The organism is Streptococcus oralis, assembly GCF_021497885.1.
GTDB lineage: Bacteria > Bacillota > Bacilli > Lactobacillales > Streptococcaceae > Streptococcus > Streptococcus oralis_BQ.
Window position 1 is genome coordinate 1899543 of record NZ_CP046523.1, and the last position, 23210, is coordinate 1922752.

The following is a 23210-nucleotide window of genomic DNA, read 5'->3' on the forward strand; positions in this document are numbered from 1 at the left end:
GGATTCTTAGTCTAGATAGCGAATCAAATTCTTTTCTGTCAAGATATCTGAGTAGGTGAAAGATTCAACGTAAACATTAGCTTGTTTATCTCCCTCAACATCCCCAAATTCAACGATAAATAGAGACGGATAAACTTCAATTAGCTTACCCAGTCTATTTTTTTGGCGCTTACGGCCATTCTCCAAAGTCATTTCAACGACTTGTCCCTCATGCGCCTTGATCTCTTCTTTGATTTTTTTCATCTTGGCTACATCTGTAAATGCATCTGACATCTTATGCCTCCCTCTTTGAGATACTTGAAAATTTATTGTATTCTTTTTGGAAAATCAATTCCACCGTTCCACGAGCTCCACTACGGTTTTTCTCGATGATAACCTCTACCTTGTTATTTGGAATTCCTTCCTCTTCTTCACCCGCACGATCGTAGTAGTCGTCACGGTATAGAAAGGCTACGATATCTGCATCCTGCTCGATAGAACCCGATTCACGAATATCAGACAAGACTGGTCTCTTATCCTGACGCTGTTCCACTCCACGAGATAACTGACTAAGAGCAATGACTGGAACTTTCAATTCCTTGGCTAGAATTTTTAGCTGACGAGAAATTTCAGAAACTTCTTGTTGGCGGTTTTCACGACCAGTCCCTGTGATAAGCTGTAGGTAGTCGATCAAAATCAAGCCTAGATTGCCTGTTTCTTGAGCCAGTTTGCGTGAGCGCGAACGAATCTCCGTGATTCGAATCCCTGGTGTATCATCGATATAGATACTCGCGTTGGCCAGATTCCCTTGGGCAATGGTATACTTTTGCCATTCCTCATCAGTCAATTGACCCGTACGGATAGAATGGGACTCCACCAAGCCTTCGGCCGCCAACATACGATCTACTAGACTTTCCGCACCCATTTCCAGTGAAAAGATAGCTACAGTCTTGTCCAACTTAGTCCCGATGTTCTGAGCAATGTTCAAGGCAAAGGCTGTTTTACCGACCGCAGGACGAGCTGCGATAATAATCAGTTCCTCCTCATGGAGACCTGTCGTCATATGATCCAAATCACGGTAGCCCGTTGCAATACCAGTGATATCCGTTGTTTGTTGTGACCGAACTTCTAGGTTCCCAAAGTTGATATTTAGAATATCACGGATGTTCTTGAAACCACTACGATTGGCATTTTCGCTAACATCAATGAGTCCCTTTTCAGCTTGAGCAATGATTTCATCTACAGGCTTAGAAGCCTCATAGGCTTGGTTGACAGAGTCTGTCAACTTGGAAATCAAGCGACGTAGCATAGCCTTTTCTGCAACGATTTTAGCATAATACTCCGCGTTGGCTGAAGTTGGTACAGAGTTGACAATTTCAACAAGATAGGACAAGCCACCAATATTTTGGAGATCCCCTTGGCTATCCAAAATCGTTCGAACTGTCGTCGCATCAATCGCCTCTCCACGATCCGACAAGTCTACCATCGCTTGGAAAATCAACCGATGAGCATACTTAAAGAAGTCTCTAGAATCAATGTATTCTCGGACAAAAACGAGCTTGCTCTCATCTATAAAAATAGCCCCCAAAACAGATTGTTCGGCCAAAATATCCTGAGGTTGAACTCGCAGTTCCTCTACTTCTGCCATCCGACTTTCCTTCCTTTTACAATCTTGTCAAGAAGTTGTAAACTTACCCTTCTTTTACACGAAGATTGATGACACTTGTAACATCTTGATAGATCTTCACTGGTACATCAATCAAACCTACTGCTCGAATTGGTGCCTTTACTTGAATATGACGCTTGTCAATATTGATACCAAACTGCTTTTGCAATTCTTCTGCAATTTTCTTGTTGGTGATGGATCCAAAGGTACGGCCATCTGGTCCAACTTTTTCAACAAACTCTACAACCGTTTCTTCTGCTTCAAGCTTAGCCTTGATGGCTCTTGCCTCTGCTAACATCTCTGCATGAGCCTTTTCCTCTGATTTTTGTTTTCCACGCAATTCACCGATTGCCTGTGCAGTCGCTTCCTTAGCCAAATTCTTTTTAATCAGGAAGTTTTGAGCATAGCCAGTTGGCACTTCCTTGATTTCGCCTTTTTTCCCTTTTCCTTTAACATCTGCTAAAAAGATTACTTTCATTCTTCTTTCTCCTTTTCCTTTAGTTCATCTAAGACAAGTTGAGTCAATTTGTCTCCAGCTTCTGACAGACCCATATTCTCGATTTGTGCAGCAGCTAGATTAAAGTGACCACCGCCACCCAACTCTTCCATAATGCGTTGGACATTGATTTTACTGCGGCTTCGAGCTGAGATAGAGATAAATCCTTGTGTATTTTTTGCTAGAACGAAACTAGCCTCAATACCAGACATAGCCAACATAGCATCGGCAGCCTTACTGATGACAACCGTATCATAAGTAGTTGAGTCCTTCGCTTGGGCAATCAAGACATCGGCACCCAGCTTACGACCTTGTAAAATGAGTTCATTTACCTCACGGTACTCTTCAAAATCTGTCGCAGCAATCTCCTGAATTGCGATACTGTCACTTCCCCGTGTTCTCAGATAGCTAGCCACATCAAAGGTTCGACTCGTCACGCGAGATGTAAAATTCTTGGTATCCAGCATCATACCAGCCATCAAAACACTGGCCTGCATACGACTTAAACGATTTTTCTTAGAATTTTGGAACTGAATCAATTCTGTGACCAACTCACTGGCACTACTTGCCCCACTTTCAATATAGGTGATGACTGCATTCTCTGGAAAATCCTGATCACGTCTATGATGGTCAATGACAATGGTTTGAGTGAACAGTTCGTAAAAATCTTTCGATAAAGTCAAAGCCGTCTTGGAATGATCCACTAAAATCAACAAAGAGCGCTTGGTGACCAATCTCATCGCATCAGTCAGAGGCAAGAGCTTAGTGACACCCTCTTTTTCCAAGAAGTTGACCGCGCGCTCAATGTCTGGTGACATTTGTTCTGCATCATAAACAGCATAGCTATTTTCAGTGATATTGTTAGCAAACAACTGCATGCCAACCGCAGACCCCAAGGCATCCATATCCAGATTCTTGTGCCCGACTACAAAGACTTGGTCTACACTTCTAATTTTATCTGAAATAGCTGTCATCATTGCTCTGGTACGTGTTCTTGTTCTCTTAACAGAGGCTGCGGAACCACCACCAAAGTAGACTGGATTCTTGGTTTCATCATTTTCCTTGACAACCACCTGGTCCCCACCACGAACCTCAGCTAAGTTCAAGTTTCTTAAAGCAACTTTCCCTATCTCATCATGATTTCCATCACCATAAGAAAAGCCCATGCTCAAGGTCAATGGCAGCTGTCTCTGTTTTGCCTCCTCACGAAAGGCATCAATCACAGAGAATTTATCATTCATCAATCCCTCAAGAACTGTGTAATCAGTAAATAAATAAAAGCGGTCCATACCCACACGCCGAGAAAACATAGCATACTTACTAGCAAATTCTGAAACAAAATTTGCCACAAAGCTATTGATATGACTAATATCGGAGTCGGAGGTTGCATCTTCTAGATCATCGTAGTTGTCTACCGAGATAACCCCAATCACTGGTCGACTGGTTACCAATTCGACAGTTGCTTCGTACTCCCCAGAAACATCAAAGAAATACAAAACACCCGAAACCTTGTCCATATGAACGGCATAGCGTGTTTCCCCCAAGTTAGCATAAGAACCAGGGTTCCCCACAGAAGCCTTGATGATAGTTTGAATCAAGTCAACATCAATTTCGCCTTCTTCAGTCGTCAAAATCAACTCAGCATAAGGATTAAACCATTCGACTTCGCCACTAGATAAGTCTAATTTCAGAACACCAACTGGCATTTGATCGAGCAACGTGTTCAAGCTATCTTCCGCTTGATGGTTTACGTATTGGATTTGTTCAATTTCGCTCTTTTCATACTGTTTTTTTTGCCAGATGAATAAAAGCAGATAAAGAAGTACAAATAAAAACAAGGCACTGATTGTTACAACATTATTTTGTGAAAAAATAATCAGCATTGTTAAGGTTCCGAAAGTTGCAATCCCTAGTAGAACCGCAGAAATCGGAGTTAAATTATTTTTTTTCATTCTAAACCTCTTGCGCATTATTATATCACAAAAGCCCTTAAAAAGCGACCTTTAAAAAGTGGTAAGCCTCCTTTTCCTTATTGATTTTTTATGGTTTTAATGCAAAAAGGAGAATAAGCTCATTATCCTCCTGCACTAAGATTACTACCATCTAACGTTCCACGATAAGAGCTGTTCCCATTCCCCCTCCGATACAGAGAGTTGCTAACCCAGTTTTAGCATCACGCTTCATCATCTCATGTACCAGAGTCACTAAGATACGACAGCCTGAAGCTCCAATTGGGTGACCGAGAGCAATCGCGCCACCATTGACATTGACAATATCTGTGTTGAAGCCTAGAGTTTTACCGACTGCATAAGTCTGGGCAGCAAAAGCTTCATTTGACTCGATCAAGTCGAGATCATCAACTGTCAAATTACCTTTTTCAAGAGCCTTGCGAGTTGCATAAATCGGCCCACATCCCATCATCTTAGGATCCAAACCTGCACTTGCATACGAACGAATGCGGACAATCACTGGCAATCCTAATTCTTCAGCTTTTTCAGCACTCATGATTAGGACTGCTGCTGCCCCATCATTGATGCCTGAGGCATTTCCCGCTGTAACAGAACCGTCTTTTTTGAAAACAGGACCTAGCTTAGACAAGCTCTCCAAGCTGGCATCTTTTCTAGGAAATTCATCTGTATCAAAGACAATAGGATCACCTTTGCGTTGAGGAATAACCACCGGAACAATCTCTTCCTTAAAGCGTCCAGATTCTATAGCCGCTACTGCTCGTTTTTGTGATTCCAAAGCAAGAGCATCTTGATCATCCCGGCTAATACCATATTCTTCGGCCACATTCTCGGCTGTAATCCCCATATGGTATTCGTTAAAGGCATCAGACAAACCGTCCTTAATCATGGTATCTACAACTTTCGAATCGCCCATACGGCAGCCCCAACGGAAGTTTGGCAAAACATATGGAGCCTGACTCATGTTTTCTGCACCACCAGCTACGACAATATCTGCATCGCCACACTGAATCGCTTGAGCAGCTAACTGAACTGCCTTCAAACCAGAACCGCAAACCTTATTAATAGTAAAGGCTGGTGTAAACTCAGAAAGCCCCGCATGAATGCTCATTTGGCGAGCCACATTTTGTCCTAAACCAGCGCCAAGGACATTCCCCATAATCACTTCATCTACCTGCTCTGGTTTAATATTCGCTTTTTCCAAAGCACTCTTAATGACCAAAGATCCCAAATCAACAGCAGAAACATTCTTCAAGCTTCCTCCAAAGGAGCCTATAGGAGTCCGCACTGCCGAAACAATCACCACGTCTTTCATAACTACCTCCATTTATACCTCTTATTAATGATGCAATACAAAAGTGGTTTACAATTGTGTAAACCACTTTTACATAGTTGTCAAGATTTTATGATTCCTTAACTTCTAGCAAACCAACTTCACCATCTTCGCGGCGATACAAAACATTTGTTGTTTGATCTTCTACATCTACATAGATAAAGAAATCATGTCCCAACAAGTCCATTTGAAGAAGAGCTTCTTCCAAATCCATTGGTTTTAAATCAATTTGTTTTGAACGAACCACTTTTGGCTGCACAACATTTGCATCTTCAACTAGAGCATCTGTAAAGAGTTGGCTTGTTGCAACCTTATTTTTATTCTTGCGTTCGATTTTTGTTTTATTTTTTCGAATCTGGCGTTCAATTTTATCTGTTACAAGATCGATAGAACCATACATATCTTGAGAAATATCTTCTGCACGAAGGGTAATTGATCCAAGTGGAATTGTTACTTCAACTTTTGCTGTTTTTTCACGGTAAACTTTCAAGTTGACACGTGCATCCAACTCTTGTTCAGGTTGAAAATATTTTTCGATCTTTTCGAGTTTAGAAACTACATAATTGCGAATTGCTTCTGTTACTTCTAGGTTTTCACCACGGATACTATATTTAATCATATAAGTACCTTCTTTCTAAACATTTTTATTTTTCTAACTATATTATAACGCTTTCATTTTCATTTTGCAAATTTTTTCCTTATCTTACAAGAGAAAAAGTTTTGACTTCCAAAACACCTACCTCTTCAAAAAGTCGCTTCACACGATTGATAGTCGCCCCTGTCGTATAGATGTCATCAATAACCAAAATCTTCTTAGGAAGAGGGGCTTCCGTTTTAATATAAAAGGGAATTTCCGTAGCTAATCGTTCTGAGCGATTCTTAGAAGAACTAGCCTTCTCTTCTCTTTTCCCTAGTAAATCTTGAAAGGAAAATCCTGCCGTCTCAACCAAACCTTCAACCTGATTAAATCCTCTCTCAAGCAATCTTTCAGGACTTAGGGGAATTACCACAAATTCATAGTCTCTATACTTTTTCAACTCATCTGCAAGTACAGGAGTAAAAACCTTTCTAAGCAGAAAATCCCCATCAAACTTATATCGACTAAAGAAGTCTTTCATAGCTTGATTATAGGTGAAGATTGCTTTATGATCAACTTGAATCCCATCTTCACACCAAAGTTTACAATCTTGACACGTTGTTGACAACCCTCTTTTCATGCAGTTTGGACAATGGTCTTCACCAATCTTCTCAAAAGTAGAATCACAAGCTGAGCAAAGATAGTTGTGCTCATTCTTAAACAGTAAGAGGTGACTAAATGTCAAGTCACTCTTTGTTGACTGGCCACATAATAAACAATTCATAATCCCGCCTCCTTGTTCATCTGCTTGATTTCCTTGATTGCCTTTTTGATGGAAGTATTTAATCCATCATGAAAGAAGAGCAACTCACCAGTTGGTCTGTCCATACTACGCCCAACTCGCCCACCAATCTGAATCAAGCTAGACTTGGTAAAGAGACGATGATTAGCTTCTACTACGAAAACATCCACACAAGGGAAGGTAACTCCACGCTCTAAAATTGTCGTACTGATCAGTATCGTCAACTCTCCATCTCGAAAAGCTTGCACCTGCTCTAATCGATTTTCTGTGACAGAGGAAACAAAGCCGATATTTTCATTTGGAAACTGTTCCTGCAATATTTCTTTTAGTTTCTCGCCTTTTTTAATTTCTGATGCAAAGATTAACAAGGGATAACCTGTTCTTCTCTGCTTCTCAATGGAGCTCTTTAACTTAGGTGACAACTGACTCTTATCTAAATAACGATTAAAATCCGATAACCAAACTGGCTTTGGAATAATCAATGGATTTCCATGAAATCGTCTTGGCAAGCTCAATCGTTTTAATTCTCCTGTGCGAACCCTCTTATCTAACTCATCTGTAGAAGTCGCCGTAAGGAATATCTTCACCCCCTCCACCTTTACACATTGGTTTACAGCGTAGTAAAGCATAGGGTTGTCAACATAAGGAAAGGCATCTACTTCGTCCACTATCAGCAAATCAAAAGCATGATGAAATTTTAATAGCTGGTGAGTCGTTGCAACAACTAGTGGTGTTCGAAAATAGGGTTCTGACTCACCATGAAGTAGTGCTATCTCACAAGCAAAGTCATTCTGCAGTCGCTTATATAACTCCAAGCAAACATCTATTCGAGGGCTGGCTAAACAAACTGCACCACCTTCATCAATCACTTTAGCCACAACTTGATAAATCATCTCTGTCTTTCCCGCTCCTGTTACAGCGTGAACCAAGGTTGGCTCTTGCTTGTCTACCGCTTGAAGAAGTCCCTCTGAAACTTTTTCTTGAAAAGGTGTTAACTGACCACGCCATTTGAGGACGTCTTGCTTAGGAAAATCCTCCTGTGGAAAATAGTATAAAGCTTGATCACTCCTGACTCGTTTCATCAGCAAGCACTCCCTGCAGTAGTAAGCACCAATAGGCAAATACCATTCTTCTAGAATGCTACTATTACACCGTTGACAGAAAAGTTTTCCCTTCTCTTTTCTCATTGCTGGCAGTTTCACGGCCATCTGACATTCTTCTTTAGTTAATTCTTTCTCAGTAAACAAGCGACCGAGATAGTTTGGATTTACTTTCATACTTCTTTATTCGTAAATCTCTAGCGCTTTTGGTATTTTTTTAGTACAATTAAATCATGGAATTTAGAACAATTAAAGAGGATGGGCAGGTCCAAGAAGAAATTAAAAAATCCCGTTTTATCTGTCATGCCAAGCGTGTCTATAGTGAAGAAGAAGCTCGTGACTTTATCACTGCTATCAAAAAAGAACACTACAAAGCTACCCATAACTGCTCTGCTTTTATTATAGGAGAACGCAGTGAGATTAAGCGCACGAGTGATGATGGTGAGCCTAGTGGTACTGCTGGAGTCCCTATGCTTGGCGTCTTAGAAAATCATAACCTTACTAATGTCTGTGTAGTGGTTACTCGCTACTTTGGGGGAATTAAGTTAGGCGCTGGCGGCTTGATTCGCGCTTATGCAGGTAGTGTGGCCTTGGCTGTCAAAGAAATTGGCATTATTGAAATCAAAGAGCAAGCTGGCATAGCCATTCAGATGTCTTACGCTCAGTATCAAGAATATAGCAATTTTCTTAGAGAACATAAACTCACGGAAATCGATACAAACTTTACAGATCAAATCGATACCATAATTTATGTTGATAAGGAAGAGAAAGAAAATATCAAGTCTGCTCTTGTAGAGTTTTTTAATGGAAAGGTTACTTTAACAGATCAAGGTTTACGAGAAGTTGAAGTTCCTGTAAACTTACTGTAAACAAAGGAGAAATTATGGCTTTTGGGAAATTTATTCAAGGACTTGCTGGAAACTTTAGCGAGCAAAACAAAGAGACTCTTATCAAAGAATATGGCCAATACTTACTAGAGAATGAAGAAATTCAAAGTGGATATAAACTTATTCGTGATTCAATCATCTTTACAAATATCCGTATCATTTTTACAGATAAGCAAGGTACTACTGGTCGCAAGATGTCTGTTAAGTCTCTCTTTTTGATGAACATTGTAAACGTTGAAATGGAAACAGCTGGAGCAGGCATAGATGATAGTGAGATTACAATCACTTATTTAGAAAATGTCTTTCTAAAAGCACATAATGAACATTTTAGTTACCACAAATTTGAATTTCCTAAAAAAACGGATATCCTCCCCCTTTACAGCTATTTACTAGAACTTGCTTATCACAATCGATTAAAAATTAACGGCTTAGACCTTTGATATAAAAAAATCCTATCGCTTCGATAGGATTTCTATATTTTACAAATAGCCTAGAGCACGTTATACTAGTATCATCTTATACAAAGAGGTACATCTATGACTATTTATAACAATATCACTGAACTAATCGGACAAACACCAATTGTTAAACTCAACAATGTCGTTCCAGAAGGTTCCGCAGATGTTTATGTAAAACTTGAAGCTTTTAACCCTGGATCGTCAGTAAAAGACCGTATTGCCCTTAGCATGATTGAAAAGGCTGAGCAGGATGGCATTCTAAAGCCTGGTGCTACTATTGTTGAAGCAACAAGCGGGAATACTGGAATCGGACTTTCTTGGGTTGGTGCTGCGAAAGGATATAAAGTTGTTATCGTTATGCCTGAAACGATGAGTGTGGAACGACGTAAGATTATCCAAGCCTATGGTGCCGAACTCGTTCTCACTCCTGGTAGCAAAGGAATGAAAGGCGCGATTGCAAAGGCTCAGGAGATCGCAGCTGAACGCGATGGCTTTCTTCCGCTCCAATTTAACAATCCAGCTAATCCTGAAGTACACGAAAGAACAACAGGAGCTGAAATTCTAGCTGCTTTCGGTTCTGATGGACTAGATGCCTTTGTAGGTGGTGTTGGTACTGGTGGAACGATCTCAGGTGTTTCTCATGCACTAAAAGCTGTCAATCCAAACATTCAGGTTTTTGCGGTTGAAGCTGATGAATCTGCGATTTTGTCTGGTGAAAAACCAGGACCTCACAAAATTCAAGGTATCTCAGCTGGATTTATTCCTGATACACTTGATACAAAAGCCTATGACGGTATCGTCCGTGTAACGTCAGATGATGCCCTTGCGCTTGGCCGTGAAATCGGCGGAAAAGAAGGGTTTCTTGTTGGGATTTCTTCAGCCGCAGCGATTTACGGGGCAATTGAAGTTGCCAAAAAATTAGGTACAGGTAAGAAAGTCCTTGCTTTAGCACCAGATAACGGCGAACGTTATCTGTCTACAGCACTCTATGAATTTGAAGTGTAGTCTCCTAAATGCACTTAGCCCTTATTATAGGGCTTTTTCTTTGTTCAATTTAAAGAAAAATCTAAGTTCCCTACAGCAAAAGAAAAAGGAAGCAAATTGCTTCCTCTTTTATCATTAGTTATTCAAGGCTGCTGCCATTGTAGCTGCAACTTCAGCTTCGAAGTCATTTGCAGCTTTCTCGATACCTTCACCAACTTCAAAGCGAGCGAACTCAACTACTGAAGCGTTAACTGAATCAAGGTATGCTTCAACTGTCTTGCTATCGTCCATGATGTAGACTTGGGCAAGAAGTGTGTAAGCTTGGTCAACTTTAGTGTTGTCAAGCATGAAGCGATCCATTTTACCTGGGATGATTTTGTCCCAGATTTTTTCAGGTTTGCCTTCTGCAGCCAACTCAGCTTTGATGTCAGCTTCAGCTTGAGCGATTACTTCTTCAGTCAATTGTGCTTTCGATCCATATTTTAAGTGTGGAAGGGCTGGTTTGTTAACCATTGCACGACTTTCGTTGTCTTGGTCGATTACGTGGTTCAATTGTGCCAACTCATCTTTAACGAATTGAGCGTCCAATTCTTTGTATGAAAGAACTGTTGGTTTCATCGCTGCGATGTGCATTGACAATTGTTTAGCAAGAGCTTCGTCTCCACCTTCGATAACTGAGATAACACCGATACGACCACCATTGTGTTGGTAAGCTCCAAAGTGTTGTGCATCTGTTTTTTCGATCAAAGCAAAGCGACGGAATGAGATTTTTTCCCCGATAGTTGCAGTTGCAGACACATAAGCTGCTTCAAGAGTTTCACCTGAAGGCATTGTCAAAGCAAGTGCTTCTTCGTTGTTAGCTGGTTTTCCTTCAGCGATTACTTTAGCAGTTGCATTTACCAATTCAACGAATTGAGCGTTTTTCGCAACGAAGTCAGTTTCAGCGTTTACTTCAATTACTGCTGCAACGTTACCGTTAACATAAACACCTGTCAAACCTTCTGCAGCAACACGATCAGCTTTCTTAGCTGCTTTCGCCATACCTTTTTCACGAAGCAATTCAATCGCTTTTTCGATATCACCGTCTGTTTCTACAAGCGCTTTTTTAGCGTCCATAACACCGGCACCAGATTTTTCACGCAACTCTTTTACAAGTTTAGCTGTAATTTCTGCCATTTTGATTCTCCTATATTTTTTAAAAAATAGGAGAGCCGGGCTACGCCCCGCCCTCCTAGGTAATTACTATTTATATGAATTAAGCATTGTCGCCTTCTACAACTTCAACGATTTCTTCGATTGAGTCAGCTTGAGCTTCTGAAGCTACAAATTCTGCTTCAACTGCTGCTGCATCTTCACCTTGACGTCCTTCGATGATAGCGTCAGCCAATTTAGCTGTGATCAATTTAACAGCGCGGATAGCGTCATCGTTAGCTGGGATGATTACATCGATATCGTCTGGATCAGTGTTTGTGTCAACCATCGCTACAACTGGAATACCCAATTTTTTAGCTTCTTTAACAGCGATTTGTTCTTTATGTGGGTCAACTACGTACATTACATCTGGGATACGAGGCATGTCTTCGATACCACCCAAGAATTTTTCAAGACGTGCACGTTGTTTGTTAAGAAGTGCAACTTCTTTCTTAGGAAGAACGTCGAAGATTCCTTCTTCTTCCATACGTTTGATTTCTTTCAAACGAGCAATACGTTTTTGGATAGTTCCCCAGTTAGTAAGAGTTCCACCCAACCAACGGTGGTTGATGTAGTATTGACCTGAACGTTCTGCTTCTTCTTTAACAGCGTCAGCAGCTTGTTTTTTAGTACCAACAAACAATACAACTGCATCGTTAGCTGCTGCATCACGCATAAAGTCGTATGCTTGGTCAGCGTATTTTACAGTTTGTTGCAAGTCGATAACGTGGATTCCGTTACGCTCAGTGAAGATGTACTTAGCCATCTTAGGGTTCCAGCGACGAGTTTGGTGACCAAAGTGTACACCAGCCTCAAGAAGTTGTTTCATTGAAATTACTGCCATGAGTATTTCTCCTTTTTGTTTTTTCCTCTTCTCGATTTCAACTTGCAAAACGACCCAAGGGCAACAGTTTCACAATTCATCAAGAATGAGTATTATCGTTTACACGACAAGTTTTATTTTACCATATTTTAACGATATTTTCAAGTGGTTTTAATAGATTTCGGCCTTGCTTTCGATAAAAAATAATAAAAGAGACTCAAATCGAGCCTCTTTATTTCATTCATTAGTTTGGATAGATGTAAGTAACATAACCTTCAGAAGTTGTAGTTGGGTTGAACCATCCACGCTTGTTACCGATTGTACGATCTCCACCATAGTTTGATTCTGATACTTGAATGCTAGTTGATGATGAAACTGCTGTAACAACCGCTACGTGTCCATATCCACCGTCATTCCAACATGCAATCGCACCAACTTGTGGAGTTGATCCAGTACGGAATCCTGCAGCTGCTGCACTTGTAGCCCACTGTGCTCCGTTGCCCCAGTAATCTCCAGCCCAAGGTGCTAATGTCTTAGCTCCCCAAGTACATTCACCAGTTGGATAACTTGAAGCATTTGTACTGTATGTTGGACGCTGTCTTGTTGGAGTTGGTGCAGGTGCTGGAGTGTAGCTTGAATCATCATCTGATGAAGAGCTTGAAGTCGCTTGCACTTGATCTGAAAGTGTTGTATTTCCAGAAGCAACAACTGATTGTTGTTGACTTGTTTGACGTGCTTTATAAGCTGCTTCTGCTTCTGCAGCAGCACGTGCTTCTGCCTCTGCTGCCGCTTTCTGCTCTAGCAAACTAGCTTTCTCACCTTCTGCAGTAGCTTTCTCAGCAGCAAGATTCAACTCTGCAACCTTCAACTCAGCTTGCTTAGTTGTCAATGCCTGCGCATCATCAGCCAGTTTTTGTTGGTTCGCAATAACTGTATTAATTGCTTCATTATTGGCTACTTGTTTATCAGAAATTGCTTTTTTATCAGCCTTTTGTTGCTCCAACATTTTGTTGTTAGCCGATACAATCTCGCTCATTGCAGCAACACGCGAAATGGCTTCTGTGATTGATTTTGAGTTTACAATTGTATTAATGTAGCTAGTCGCAGCTCCATTTGTCTGTGCGCTACGTGCTTGTTTTTCTAAAGAAGCATTACGAGCCACGATATTTTTAGAAAGCTCTGTAATTTCTCCTTCAAGTTTTTTAGATTCAGCTTGTAATTTTTCGTTTTCGGCTTGCAAGCTTGCTTGCTCTGCTTGAATTGTTGAAACTTGACCTTGGATTTGATCCACTTGCTTTTGAGCTTCTTGTTGTTGCGCTGTTAAACTGCTAATTTTATTATCTTGAGCAGCAATTTTTTCATCAGTTGTTTCTGCACGAACAGTTGTCAATACTGCTGTTTGTGAGACCAATACTGTACTTAACAAAAGTGACGCTAAGATTTTTTTCTTCATATTCTGTCGATACTCCTTCTATTTGAGACATTACTAGTATACCAAAAAAAGACATAATAAATATTACGCCTTTGTTACATTTATATTTCTTTCTTATAGATAAATTTTTTCAAAAATAAATTGAAAAATGACAATCCATAAGAAGTTCAGAATCATTGATGGGACAAGGCTATAGACGATGAATATCGGCATGGAATCTACAGTCAGTCCCACGGCAAGAGCCAAAAGATAGCTCCCCATATCAAACAGAAAACTGATCACAATAATGGTCAACATCCTTGTCCAACGATTTGTCAAAATCACGCTATTGAACTTGTGGAGCGAAGCACCTATCAAGATAAACAAAAGCGTGGCAATTCCAATCAAGTGGAAAAAATAGATATCGTAAACCAAACCCACTATAAAACAATAGGCTAGGTAGAGATATTCTGACACTTCGATTGTTTCAAATAAGAGAAATAAAAATAGAAAATGACTGGCTAAATGAAAGTGGGGGAAAAAGGATCCCACCAATTGTCCAATATGTGCATCAATTAGCACAACAAAAGGGAGTAAAAAGAAAATACCAATTTGTTTTAACAATCTCATTGCTAATTCCCCACTAACTCTACCACATGAAGATCTTTGATATCAGCACTTAACTTTACAGTTACCTCTCGTGTTAGATAGTCACTGCTGTGCGTTGTACCAACAATCTCTCCAACAGGAATATCTTTGACATTAAAGTTTCCTAGCCCACCTGTAGTCACCTTGTCTCCAGCACTGATGTCACTATTACTATTTAATTGACTGATTTTAAGCAGTTCAGATTCCTTGTCATAACCAACGATAATTCCGTAAATTTCAGTAGAACCATGTTGGATTTTAACAGAGATCTTATCCGTGTTTTCAGCGTTGGTTAAAAGATTGACAGTTGTTGAATGATCTTCCACCTTTGAAACACTACCAACCAAGCCACCGTTTGCAATGACCAACATATTTTCAGAAGCTCCTTTTGAACTTCCTACATCAATTGTTAACTCTTGCTTCCAAGATACTGGAGCACGCATAATCACATCTGCTGCTAGGGTTTTTGTAGCCTGTAATTTTGACTTCATCTCTAGCAACTGACGTAGTTGTTCATTTTCTGTTTTTAAACGTTCTGATTGATTAGATTCTACCTCTAGTTGATAAAGTTGTTTTTTTAGACTCTCGTTTTCATTGTAAGTCTGCGTCAAATGTCCCAAATCCGATTTGAAAGCATCAAACCATTGAAAGGGTTTTTGAACAATTCTATCTACTAAGGAAATGCCATCTCCTAGTTTTGTCACAATAGCACTTGAATAGGTTGTCACTAATAGTACAGAAACTGCCAGAACTGTGACAAAAACGATGATTAGATATTTTGATTTTTTAAAACGGTTCATATTCCTACCTTTTTACTAAAGATCTACTACTGTGATTTTTTATCAATCTTACGAATCCACTAAGATTTTAAGAAAAATAAGAGACATCCCAGCACCAGAATCACAAGAATCGCCAGTGTATCCTTTTGACTCCATCTCAACTGTCTATACTGACTTCTACCCTTTCCTCCCTGATAACCACGCGCTTCCATGGCTATTGCCAATGAATCTGCACGCTTTAAGCTCGTAGCAAAAAGAGGAATTAAAATCGGAATCATAGCCTTTACTTTTTGAACGATGCTTCCCTCACCAAAGTCAACTCCACGAGCTTTCTGAGCATTCATAATTCGCGTCGTGTCATCCATCAAGGTTGGAACAAAACGCAAACTCATTGATAACATGAGACCAATTTCATGAACGGGAACTTTCACGCGTTTCAGCGGTGCTAAAAGAGCTTCAACTGCAGCTGCCAGACTCAAAGGCATGGTCGTTAATGTCAGCAAGGTTGAAAAGAAAATAATCAACACAAAACGACAGAAAATGATTCCAGCTTGTTGCAAAGCATAGTCTGTTATTCTTATAAAAGAAAACTCAAATAGAACATTTCCACTTGAAATGAAAAAGAGCTGAAAAAGAGTCGTAAAAGCGATCAAGAAGAACATGGATTTTAATCCCTGAACGAAAAATGAGAGAGAAACACCCGACAAAGCGATAAATATACCTGTCGCTACAAATAGAATGAGATTGGTGAGGGGATTATTGGCCCAAAACACAACCAAAATCAGCAGGATCATGGCAAGCAATTTACTACGAGGATCCAAGCGATGAATGATAGAATCCCCTGGTATATAACGCCCTAAAATCATACTATCCATTTAGCGACTCCTTAAACTCCTCTATCTTGATTGGCAGTTTTTTAAAAGCTACACCTCTATCTGCCAAACGTTTACAAAAAGCAGTAATTTTAGGCACACCTAACTGCACTTTTTCCATAGAGGCTACATCTTGGAAAACTTCGCTCGGTTTACCACTTTTGACTAAACGCCCCTTTTCCATAACATAGACCTGATCAGCATACTCAGCTACATCATCCATCAAATGCGTTACCAGAACAATTGTCATTCCAGAAAGGTGAAGTTTTTTAAACAGGGTCATCAATTCTTTTCTGCCCAGAGGATCTAGCCCTGCTGTCGGCTCATCCAAAACCAATACAGTTGGCTCCATGGCTAGCATACCCGCTATAGCCACACGTCTCATCTGGCCACCCGAAAGTTCAAAAGGACTGCGCTCAAAGAGTGACTCATCGATGCCTACCAAGGCTAACTTTTCACGCGCAATTTTCTTGGCCTCTTCCTCAGAAACTCCAAAATTTTGCGGTCCAAATGCAACATCTTTCAAAACAGTCTCTTCAAAAATCTGATTTTCAGCAAATTGAAACACTAGACCAACCTGCTTTCGAATCTGGCGAATTTCTTTATTGGTTGATGTAGGGGTAATGACGGTATCAAAAACTCGAACAGAACCCTTACTTGGTACCAATAAGCCATTTAAAAGCTGTAAAATCGTTGATTTCCCACTACCTGTGTGCCCTACCAAAGCCGTATAGGAACCATCCTCAATCGTCAAGGAAACATCAGTCAAGGCTGATGAAGATAGGGGAGTCCCCTCTTGATAGGTAAAGCTCACATTTTCTAGAGTAATTCCCATAACTTGTCCTCTAGCTCTCCTTCTGTCAAATAGCCATCCGGCAACTGATAACCAGTCTCTCTCAAAGATTCTCTCAATTGATTAGTAAAAGGCTCATCTAACCCTATCTGGTCAAGGTCATCCCGAGAAAAAAGTTCTCTTGGGTTGCTGGTTGACTCCACTTGTCCTTTTTTCATGACCAAGACACGATCACTCATCGCAACTTCTTCTAAGTCGTGCGTAATGGAGATGACTGTCATCTGGTGATCTTTTCGAATCTCTTGAACAGTCTGAATCAGTTCTCTGCGCCCCTCGGGATCCAACATGCTGGTAGCCTCGTCCAGAATTAAAATAGCTGGTCTCAGGGCAACAACTCCCGCAATAGCCACACGCTGTTTTTGTCCACCAGATAAACGAGCTGGTTCTCTCTTCTTAAAGTCCAGCATCCCTACCAACTCCAAAGATTCAGCCACTCTCTTTTTCATTTCTTCACGAGGAAGTCCCTGATTTTCTAGGCCAAAGGCAACATCATCTTCAACAGTCGCCCCCACAAATTGGTTATCTGGATTTTGAAAAACCATACCAATTTGACGACGCAAGTCCCAAACGTTCTCAGAGGACAGCAGTTGGCCATCTATCCAGATTTCTCCAGACTCTGCTTCAAGCAAGCCATCAATCAAACGGATAGTTGTTGATTTTCCACTCCCATTATGGCCTACAATCGAAAGCCATTCTCCACGTTTCACGTGAAACGAGACATTATTAACGTCATAATGTTCCTGGTCTTCCTTATAACGAAAAGACAGATCTTTTACTTCAATAATCGATTTCATTTCGAACCAAATGTCCCTTTGAGTACATAAGCGCTACCCTTGAAATAATCATAACCAGAGTAGATAGTGAAAAACAAAGCTATATAAAGCAACAGTTGCCCAATTAAATTCCAATGTAAGAGCAAAAAGATAATGGCAAACATTTGACTAAAGGTCTTGATTTTCCCTGGCATCGCTGCTGCTAGAACTGTCCCTCCCGTCTCAACAAGCAACAAACGCAAGCCTGTCACCGCAAGTTCACGACAGATGATAATAGCAACAACCCAAGCTGGAGCCATACCTAACTCAATCAACATGATAAAAGCTGACATAACCAGCAACTTATCGGCCATCGGATCTGCAAACTTTCCAAAGTTGCTGACTACATTCCATTTTCGAGCAAGATAGCCATCGAGATAATCCGTTATACTAGCAACTGCAAAGATGATTGCTGCCAGAAGGTGACTGCCTTGTGAATGACCCAAAGTCAAAATAAGAATAAAGAGAGGTATAAAGAGAATTCTACCAATAGTTAATACATTAGGAATTTGTTCTTTTTTCATTGATTTTTCCTTAATCTGTAGTAAATGTAAGTGTTACAGTTCCAGTCTGAGTCGTCAACTTGGAAGTATCAATCGTTTGATTATCTACAGTCACAGTAACTCCCTTTACCACACCCAAAGTAATCGTTACAGAATCTTTCGTTGAAACTGTTGTTTTTGCATTTTTATTGTCTGCGGATAGTGTCACACCACCCTCTAGCTCGCTTCCTGAAACACTAACCCAGCTAGTTACATCCGAAACTGCCAGCTGAACCGTAGCTGTTTCCTTACTCGTTTTATACCGAGCTTCAATGCGGTTCCCTTCACCTGAGACGGTAATAGTTGATTCCGTAGTAGAAGACGAGCTAGACGTCTGACTACTAGAAGATGAACTAGTTGAAGTTGTTGAACTAGTTGAGCTCACAATACTATAATTAGGCGAAGAAGGACGCGTTGGTTGAGTCTGGATATAATTCCAAACATAATAAGTCACAAAAATTAAAATCGACAAAGCAAATAGAACGAAATAAAACAAGGGGAGATAAGACGTTTTTTTCTTATTTGATCGTCTACGACCAGACAAGTCTTCTTCATCAACATCTACCTCTTCGTAGGTAATCATGCTTCCCGAATCATAGGCATCCAAAATAATTCGCTCGTCCAATTCAACTGCCCAGGCATATTTTCTCAAAAAAGAACGAGCGTAGAAGGTACTAGGGAGTTGATCAAAATCATCTGCCTCCATAGCTTCTAATAAATTCATCTGAATATCAGTTTTTGCCTGCAGTTCTTCTATACTCAATCCTTGGTTGATTCTGGCTAGACGCAGAACCTCACCAATTGTTTTTTTTCTCATACTTAGCATTCCTTCTTTCTAGGGTTACTTAATCTTTTAAGCTGGAAAGATTGTAAAATCAACTAGATCACCATCATCTATCAAACGATGACCAGCTTCTAAAACATCTTCCAAAGTAATTTCTTGTAAAATTTTTGGTAAATCAAAAATAGTTTCTCCTCTGTCGACTGGTTCATACTGTGTCGCAATAAACTCCAAGGAGTTCATACTACTAAAAAATTCCCCAAACATCTCACTCTTAACAATATCGAGATGTTCCTCTGTAAGATCTGAATCTTTCGTAAAGTTGCGAATAGCCTTTCGAAATTGATGCGACAACGAAACAGGTTCTTTCGTTTCCATCGTCAACATCACAAAATGAAAGCGACTGTTGACTTCAACCTCAAGTGACAATGACGCATCTAACTTCCCATTCTCATATAACTTTTGAAATCGCTCAGAAGTCCAACCAAACATCATCGTAAACAATAATTTTAGCAAAATATTATAACGGTAGCAATCTTCTGCTGCCACCTCACCTGCTCCCCTAATTCCAACAGCAAGTTTTGGTGAAGAGACTTCCATCCGAAGGCTATCTGTTTCTTTGACAGCTTGTAAAGTAAGCTTCTCCTTCCTTACTACCATGTCTTCCAAGTTTCTAAGTTTCTTTTGTGAAAAATACTTCTCAACCGTATCTACATCAAAATTGCCAACTAAAAACAAAGACATATTGACAGGTTTGTAAAAGGCTGTAAAGTTATCTTTTAAGTCATTTAGCTGGATATTGTTAATTGATTTTTCGCTTCCAACAATATCTGCTGCCAGAGGAGTATTGGGATAAAGATTTGCTAAGGTTGCAAAAAACAGACGCGAATCTGGATCGTCTTGGTACATCTCACGTTCCTGTTGGATAATTTCCCTCTCTCGCTCAACTGAATCTTCTGTAAAATGAGCAACTGTTACCAATTCTTCAAGCAAATCCAAATTTTCTGATAAATGATCTATTGTCGAAAACAAATAACTCGTCTTTGTAAAACTTGTAAAAGCATTGCTATCAGCTCCCAAGCGTGTAAAAGACTCCATAATATCTTCAGCATTTTCTCTCTCAAATAGTTTATGTTCAAGAAAATGTGCAATTCCAGCTGGATAACACTGTAAACCTTTTTTAGATAGTGTAAAGCTTGTGTCTACTGATCCAAATCGAACTGTTACAACTCCGTAAACTTCATTAAATTGTTTCTTAGGAAGGAGAGACACTGTCAATCCATTTGATAGACGAGTCTGATAAACCGTCTCCTTTACGGCAGGATAGTATTTTTCTTCAAAGGTAACTGGTATCATTCTATTCCTTCCATAAAGTATATCGCTTGTAACCGAACACTATTTGCTGCTTTGCAGATAGCTTCTTTATCAACTTGATTTAATTTTTCAATCCAATTGTCAAAATCTGATGTAGATTTCCCTAACAAACTATTCAAGTAAACTCGCTCGATTAGTGAGCTCTGACTATCTTGCGCAAGCAATAAGGTTCTGCGAATCATCTCCTTAGTCTGTTCAATCTCCAAATCTGTAAAATTACCTTTCTTTAGTTCAAGTAATTGATGATTCATCAATTTTCTGGCTTGATTGCGCTTTTCCCGATCAATGCCAGCATACATCCTCAATTGACCACTAAATAAATCCAATTGACTGGAGATAGTGTAGGCTAGACCAGCATTTTCCCGAACATTTGTAAAAAGCTTAGAGTGAGCAAAACCACCTAACAGACCATTCATTACTACCATGGCTAAATGATGCTTGTCTCCATAGCTCGTAGAACAATGGTAAGCCAATTCCAAAACGGATTGGCCCACATTCTTACGAATCATTCCTTCCCGAAGGACATTTGAATATGGTTGTTGGTACTGAGGCTTGACATCGATTTGACGCCCTGTAAAGGAGAATGATCTCAACCACTCCTCCACTTCAACTTCATTAAAATCACCTAAGAAAAAGAAATCAATCCGATCTTTGTTGAGAGCATCTTGAAAGCAAGTGTAGCTACTTCCCGGAGACTCATTTGAAATGCGATTTCGTAAATCACTATATCTCAATTGAAGACGTTCATCATGAAAGAACAAGTTATCCAATTCCTTATGAGCAAAATAAAATGAATCATCCATATCAGTAGCCAAACTAGCCAATAACTGTTTTCTTTCAATTTCAAATAAGGCTGGCTCAAAAGCACCATCTTGAGCTAAGGGGGAAAATAAAGTCTGTTTCACCAATTCAAATATTTGAGAAGTCAAGACATTCTTTTTACTTAAAAAATCATCCCTCACATAGGTAAATGTTAGGTCAAGAATATGTACCTGTCCCCTACGATAAGCACTCGTAGAAATATCTGTTCCATATAAACTTGCCAAGTATCTGCGAAAAGCTTGAGATGTTGGGTGAGCTTTATTGGCAGTTTCCAACATACTTGCACTTAACATGCGTCCTGCTATTGTCTCAAGAGATAAGGAAGCAGTAAAACGAATAGTGATTTTATTTGTTTTAAACTTTTTGGATTGAACAAAATGTGCTGAAATTCCAGGCACCAACTCCATACCTTACCTCCTTACATATAGAGTTCTATTATACCACGAAAATCAAAATTTTTCTTGTTCTCTTTATAGCTTTCAAAAGTAAAATCGTTTTCATTTTGACTGACTTTCCTTCAGTTATTTCAGGGAAAATATGGTATAATACCTTAGATTGAGGTGAATTATGGAATACAAATTATTTGAAGAATTTATTACGCTCCAAGCCCTCCTAAAAGAGCTTGAAATTATACAAAGCGGCGGTGCTATCAAATCCTTTTTAATGGAGCATCAAGTTTACTTTAATGGTGAATTAGAAAGTAGACGTGGGAAAAAAATCCGTATTGGAGATACGATTGATATCCCTGATTTAAAAATTGATATCACCTTGACACAACCAAGTTTAAAAGAGCAAGAAGAATACCAAGCAGATAAGATTGAAAAAGAGCGGATTGCTAAACTTGTCAAAGAGATGAACAAGGGTGTAAAGAAAGAAAAACAAAAAACTACTTCATCACCTAAAGCCAAACAAGCTCCACGTTTTCCAGGAAGATAACTATGTGGCTTCAACATTTAACAATTAAGACCTTTCGAAATTACAAAGAGGCAAAAATTGATTTTAATCCAAAACTAAACGTCTTTTTAGGCCAAAATGCGCAAGGAAAGACCAATATTCTAGAAGCAATCTATTTCTTGGCCTTAACACGCAGTCATCGTACTCGAACAGATAGAAATCTTATTCATTTTGATGAAGAACAACTCCATCTTTCTGGCTTGCTACAGAAAAAAACAGGTTCTATACCTCTAGAAATTGATTTAACACCAAAAGGGCGTGTGACTAAAGTCAATCACTTAAAACAAGCTCGCCTCTCAGACTACATCGGACATATGAATGTGGTTCTCTTCGCACCTGAAGATCTCCAGTTAATTAAAGGAGCGCCCTCCGTTCGTCGAAAATTTATAGACATCGAACTGGGACAAATTAAACCAATCTACTTGTCAGACCTGTCAAACTACAACCATATACTCAAGCAGAGAAACACTTACCTAAAATCCAGTCAAAAGATTGACGAAACATTTCTGTCAGTCTTAGATGATCAGTTAGTAGAGTATGGTTGTCGCGTTATAAAGCATCGAATAAAATTCATTAAAGATTTAGAGAAATTTGGTCAAAAAAAACACTTAGAAATCTCAAATCAATTAGAAGAGTTGTCAATATCTTATCAATCATCTGTCAACTTTACTAATGAAGAACTGTTAATGGATTCTTTTAAAACGGCTTTAGAAAAAAGTAGATCAAGAGATTTATATAAAAAGAATACTGGTGTCGGCCCTCATCGAGATGACATTACTTTCTATATCAATGGTATAGATGCTAGTTTTGGAAGTCAAGGTCAACATCGTAGTCTTGTACTCTCTATAAAATTAGCAGAAATAGAGTTAATGGAAAGTATTACCAACGAGTCTCCGATACTACTACTTGACGATGTTATGAGCGAACTTGACAACACTAGACAACTAAAATTATTAGAAACGATTTCACAATCTATCCAAACCTTTATCACAACAACAAGTTTAGACCACTTGCAAAATTTGCCAGAAAATCTTAGTATCTTCAATATCCAAAGTGGTAAAGTATCTGTAAACCCAAATTGACAACTTTGTAAACAAAA

Annotated in this window: 25 protein-coding genes; 5 read left to right on the forward strand and 20 right to left on the reverse strand. The window is 39.5% G+C overall.

Annotation, left to right across the window (positions count from 1 at the left end; translation table 11 throughout):
• Window positions 1-6: 6 nt before the first annotated feature.
• From GOM48_RS09545 to GOM48_RS09580, 8 genes are all read right to left on the reverse strand, one after another.
• Window positions 7-273, reverse strand: coding sequence for a Veg family protein (locus GOM48_RS09545; protein ID WP_001278165.1), 267 nt, complete (start codon window positions 271-273; stop codon window positions 7-9).
• Between the two features lies 1 nt (window position 274).
• Complete coding sequence (gene dnaB / locus GOM48_RS09550; RefSeq protein ID WP_000852473.1) at window positions 275-1627, reverse strand: replicative DNA helicase; 1353 nt, start codon at window positions 1625-1627, stop codon at window positions 275-277.
• A 43-nt stretch (window positions 1628-1670) separates the two neighbouring features.
• Window positions 1671-2123: a 50S ribosomal protein L9 gene (gene rplI / locus GOM48_RS09555; protein ID WP_000864206.1), complete on the reverse strand. Its 453-nt coding sequence runs from the start codon at window positions 2121-2123 to the stop codon at window positions 1671-1673.
• A complete protein-coding gene (locus tag GOM48_RS09560; RefSeq protein ID WP_235097547.1) occupies window positions 2120-4093 on the reverse strand; it encodes a DHH family phosphoesterase in 1974 nt (657 codons plus the stop codon). Before GOM48_RS09560 ends, rplI begins: the two co-directional genes overlap by 4 nt.
• Window positions 4094-4244: 151 nt before the next feature.
• Window positions 4245-5423 (reverse strand): acetyl-CoA C-acetyltransferase, encoded by a 1179-nt coding sequence (locus tag GOM48_RS09565; protein ID WP_235098772.1) that lies wholly within the window; start codon window positions 5421-5423, stop codon window positions 4245-4247.
• 88 nt (window positions 5424-5511) lie between these two features.
• On the reverse strand, window positions 5512-6060 hold the full coding sequence (hpf, locus tag GOM48_RS09570) for a ribosome hibernation-promoting factor, HPF/YfiA family (protein ID WP_000599119.1): 549 nt from the start codon (window positions 6058-6060) through the stop codon (window positions 5512-5514).
• A gap of 79 nt (window positions 6061-6139) precedes the next feature.
• The gene (locus GOM48_RS09575; RefSeq protein WP_235097549.1) at window positions 6140-6802 is read right to left on the reverse strand and encodes a ComF family protein; all 663 of its coding nucleotides are present in this window, start codon (window positions 6800-6802) and stop codon (window positions 6140-6142) included.
• Complete coding sequence (locus tag GOM48_RS09580; RefSeq protein ID WP_235097551.1) at window positions 6799-8097, reverse strand: DEAD/DEAH box helicase; 1299 nt, start codon at window positions 8095-8097, stop codon at window positions 6799-6801. Before GOM48_RS09580 ends, GOM48_RS09575 begins: the two co-directional genes overlap by 4 nt.
• 56 nt (window positions 8098-8153) lie before the next feature.
• Here GOM48_RS09580 and GOM48_RS09585 point away from each other — a divergent pair, with 56 nt between their 5' ends.
• The 3 genes from GOM48_RS09585 to cysK all read left to right on the forward strand — a co-directional run bounded on the left by GOM48_RS09585 (window position 8154) and on the right by cysK (window position 10270).
• Window positions 8154-8789, forward strand: a complete 636-nt coding sequence (locus GOM48_RS09585; RefSeq protein WP_235097553.1) for a YigZ family protein — start codon at window positions 8154-8156, stop codon at window positions 8787-8789.
• Window positions 8790-8803: 14 nt separating this feature from the next.
• Window positions 8804-9247, forward strand: a complete 444-nt coding sequence (locus tag GOM48_RS09590; RefSeq protein WP_235097555.1) for a PH domain-containing protein — start codon at window positions 8804-8806, stop codon at window positions 9245-9247.
• 96 nt (window positions 9248-9343) lie between these two features.
• Window positions 9344-10270, forward strand: coding sequence for a cysteine synthase A (gene cysK / locus GOM48_RS09595; protein ID WP_235097557.1), 927 nt, complete (start codon window positions 9344-9346; stop codon window positions 10268-10270).
• Window positions 10271-10384: 114 nt separating this feature from the next.
• Here the strand turns inward: cysK and tsf are convergent, their stop codons facing one another.
• From tsf to yfmF, 12 genes are all read right to left on the reverse strand, one after another.
• On the reverse strand, window positions 10385-11425 hold the full coding sequence (gene tsf, locus GOM48_RS09600) for a translation elongation factor Ts (RefSeq protein ID WP_235097559.1): 1041 nt from the start codon (window positions 11423-11425) through the stop codon (window positions 10385-10387).
• A 79-nt stretch (window positions 11426-11504) separates the two neighbouring features.
• Entirely contained in the window at window positions 11505-12284 is a 780-nt protein-coding gene (gene rpsB / locus GOM48_RS09605; protein ID WP_125423540.1) for a 30S ribosomal protein S2, read from the reverse strand.
• A 223-nt stretch (window positions 12285-12507) separates the two neighbouring features.
• Complete coding sequence (gene pcsB, locus GOM48_RS09610; RefSeq protein ID WP_235097561.1) at window positions 12508-13716, reverse strand: peptidoglycan hydrolase PcsB; 1209 nt, start codon at window positions 13714-13716, stop codon at window positions 12508-12510.
• 93 nt (window positions 13717-13809) lie between these two features.
• Window positions 13810-14304: a rod shape-determining protein MreD gene (gene mreD, locus GOM48_RS09615; RefSeq protein WP_132972919.1), complete on the reverse strand. Its 495-nt coding sequence runs from the start codon at window positions 14302-14304 to the stop codon at window positions 13810-13812.
• A gap of 2 nt (window positions 14305-14306) precedes the next feature.
• Window positions 14307-15122 carry a rod shape-determining protein MreC gene (gene mreC / locus GOM48_RS09620; protein ID WP_235097563.1) on the reverse strand — a complete coding sequence of 272 codons (816 nt, stop codon included), beginning with the start codon at window positions 15120-15122 and terminating at the stop codon, window positions 14307-14309.
• A 59-nt stretch (window positions 15123-15181) separates the two neighbouring features.
• Window positions 15182-15976 carry an energy-coupling factor transporter transmembrane component T family protein gene (locus GOM48_RS09625; RefSeq protein WP_235097565.1) on the reverse strand — a complete coding sequence of 265 codons (795 nt, stop codon included), beginning with the start codon at window positions 15974-15976 and terminating at the stop codon, window positions 15182-15184.
• A complete protein-coding gene (locus GOM48_RS09630) occupies window positions 15969-16808 on the reverse strand; it encodes an energy-coupling factor transporter ATPase (RefSeq protein WP_235097566.1) in 840 nt (279 codons plus the stop codon). The genes GOM48_RS09625 and GOM48_RS09630 overlap by 8 nt, the downstream gene beginning before the upstream one ends.
• Window positions 16793-17620 carry an energy-coupling factor ABC transporter ATP-binding protein gene (locus GOM48_RS09635; RefSeq protein ID WP_235097568.1) on the reverse strand — a complete coding sequence of 276 codons (828 nt, stop codon included), beginning with the start codon at window positions 17618-17620 and terminating at the stop codon, window positions 16793-16795. Before GOM48_RS09635 ends, GOM48_RS09630 begins: the two co-directional genes overlap by 16 nt.
• The gene (gene pgsA / locus GOM48_RS09640; protein WP_235097570.1) at window positions 17617-18162 is read right to left on the reverse strand and encodes a CDP-diacylglycerol--glycerol-3-phosphate 3-phosphatidyltransferase; all 546 of its coding nucleotides are present in this window, start codon (window positions 18160-18162) and stop codon (window positions 17617-17619) included. The genes GOM48_RS09635 and pgsA overlap by 4 nt, the downstream gene beginning before the upstream one ends.
• 10 nt (window positions 18163-18172) lie before the next feature.
• The gene (gene rodZ, locus GOM48_RS09645; protein ID WP_235097572.1) at window positions 18173-18997 is read right to left on the reverse strand and encodes a cytoskeleton protein RodZ; all 825 of its coding nucleotides are present in this window, start codon (window positions 18995-18997) and stop codon (window positions 18173-18175) included.
• A 36-nt stretch (window positions 18998-19033) separates the two neighbouring features.
• Window positions 19034-20317, reverse strand: coding sequence for an EF-P 5-aminopentanol modification-associated protein YfmH (gene yfmH / locus GOM48_RS09650; RefSeq protein ID WP_235097574.1), 1284 nt, complete (start codon window positions 20315-20317; stop codon window positions 19034-19036).
• Window positions 20314-21564 carry an EF-P 5-aminopentanol modification-associated protein YfmF gene (gene yfmF / locus GOM48_RS09655; RefSeq protein WP_125416150.1) on the reverse strand — a complete coding sequence of 417 codons (1251 nt, stop codon included), beginning with the start codon at window positions 21562-21564 and terminating at the stop codon, window positions 20314-20316. The genes yfmH and yfmF overlap by 4 nt, the downstream gene beginning before the upstream one ends.
• 160 nt (window positions 21565-21724) lie before the next feature.
• Between yfmF and yaaA the strand changes: the two genes are divergently transcribed.
• Together yaaA and recF are read left to right on the forward strand one after the other, a co-directional pair.
• A complete protein-coding gene (gene yaaA, locus GOM48_RS09660) occupies window positions 21725-22093 on the forward strand; it encodes a S4 domain-containing protein YaaA (RefSeq protein WP_235097576.1) in 369 nt (122 codons plus the stop codon).
• Window positions 22094-22095: 2 nt separating this feature from the next.
• On the forward strand, window positions 22096-23193 hold the full coding sequence (recF, locus tag GOM48_RS09665; RefSeq protein ID WP_125416154.1) for a DNA replication/repair protein RecF: 1098 nt from the start codon (window positions 22096-22098) through the stop codon (window positions 23191-23193).
• Window positions 23194-23210 lie beyond the last annotated feature (17 nt).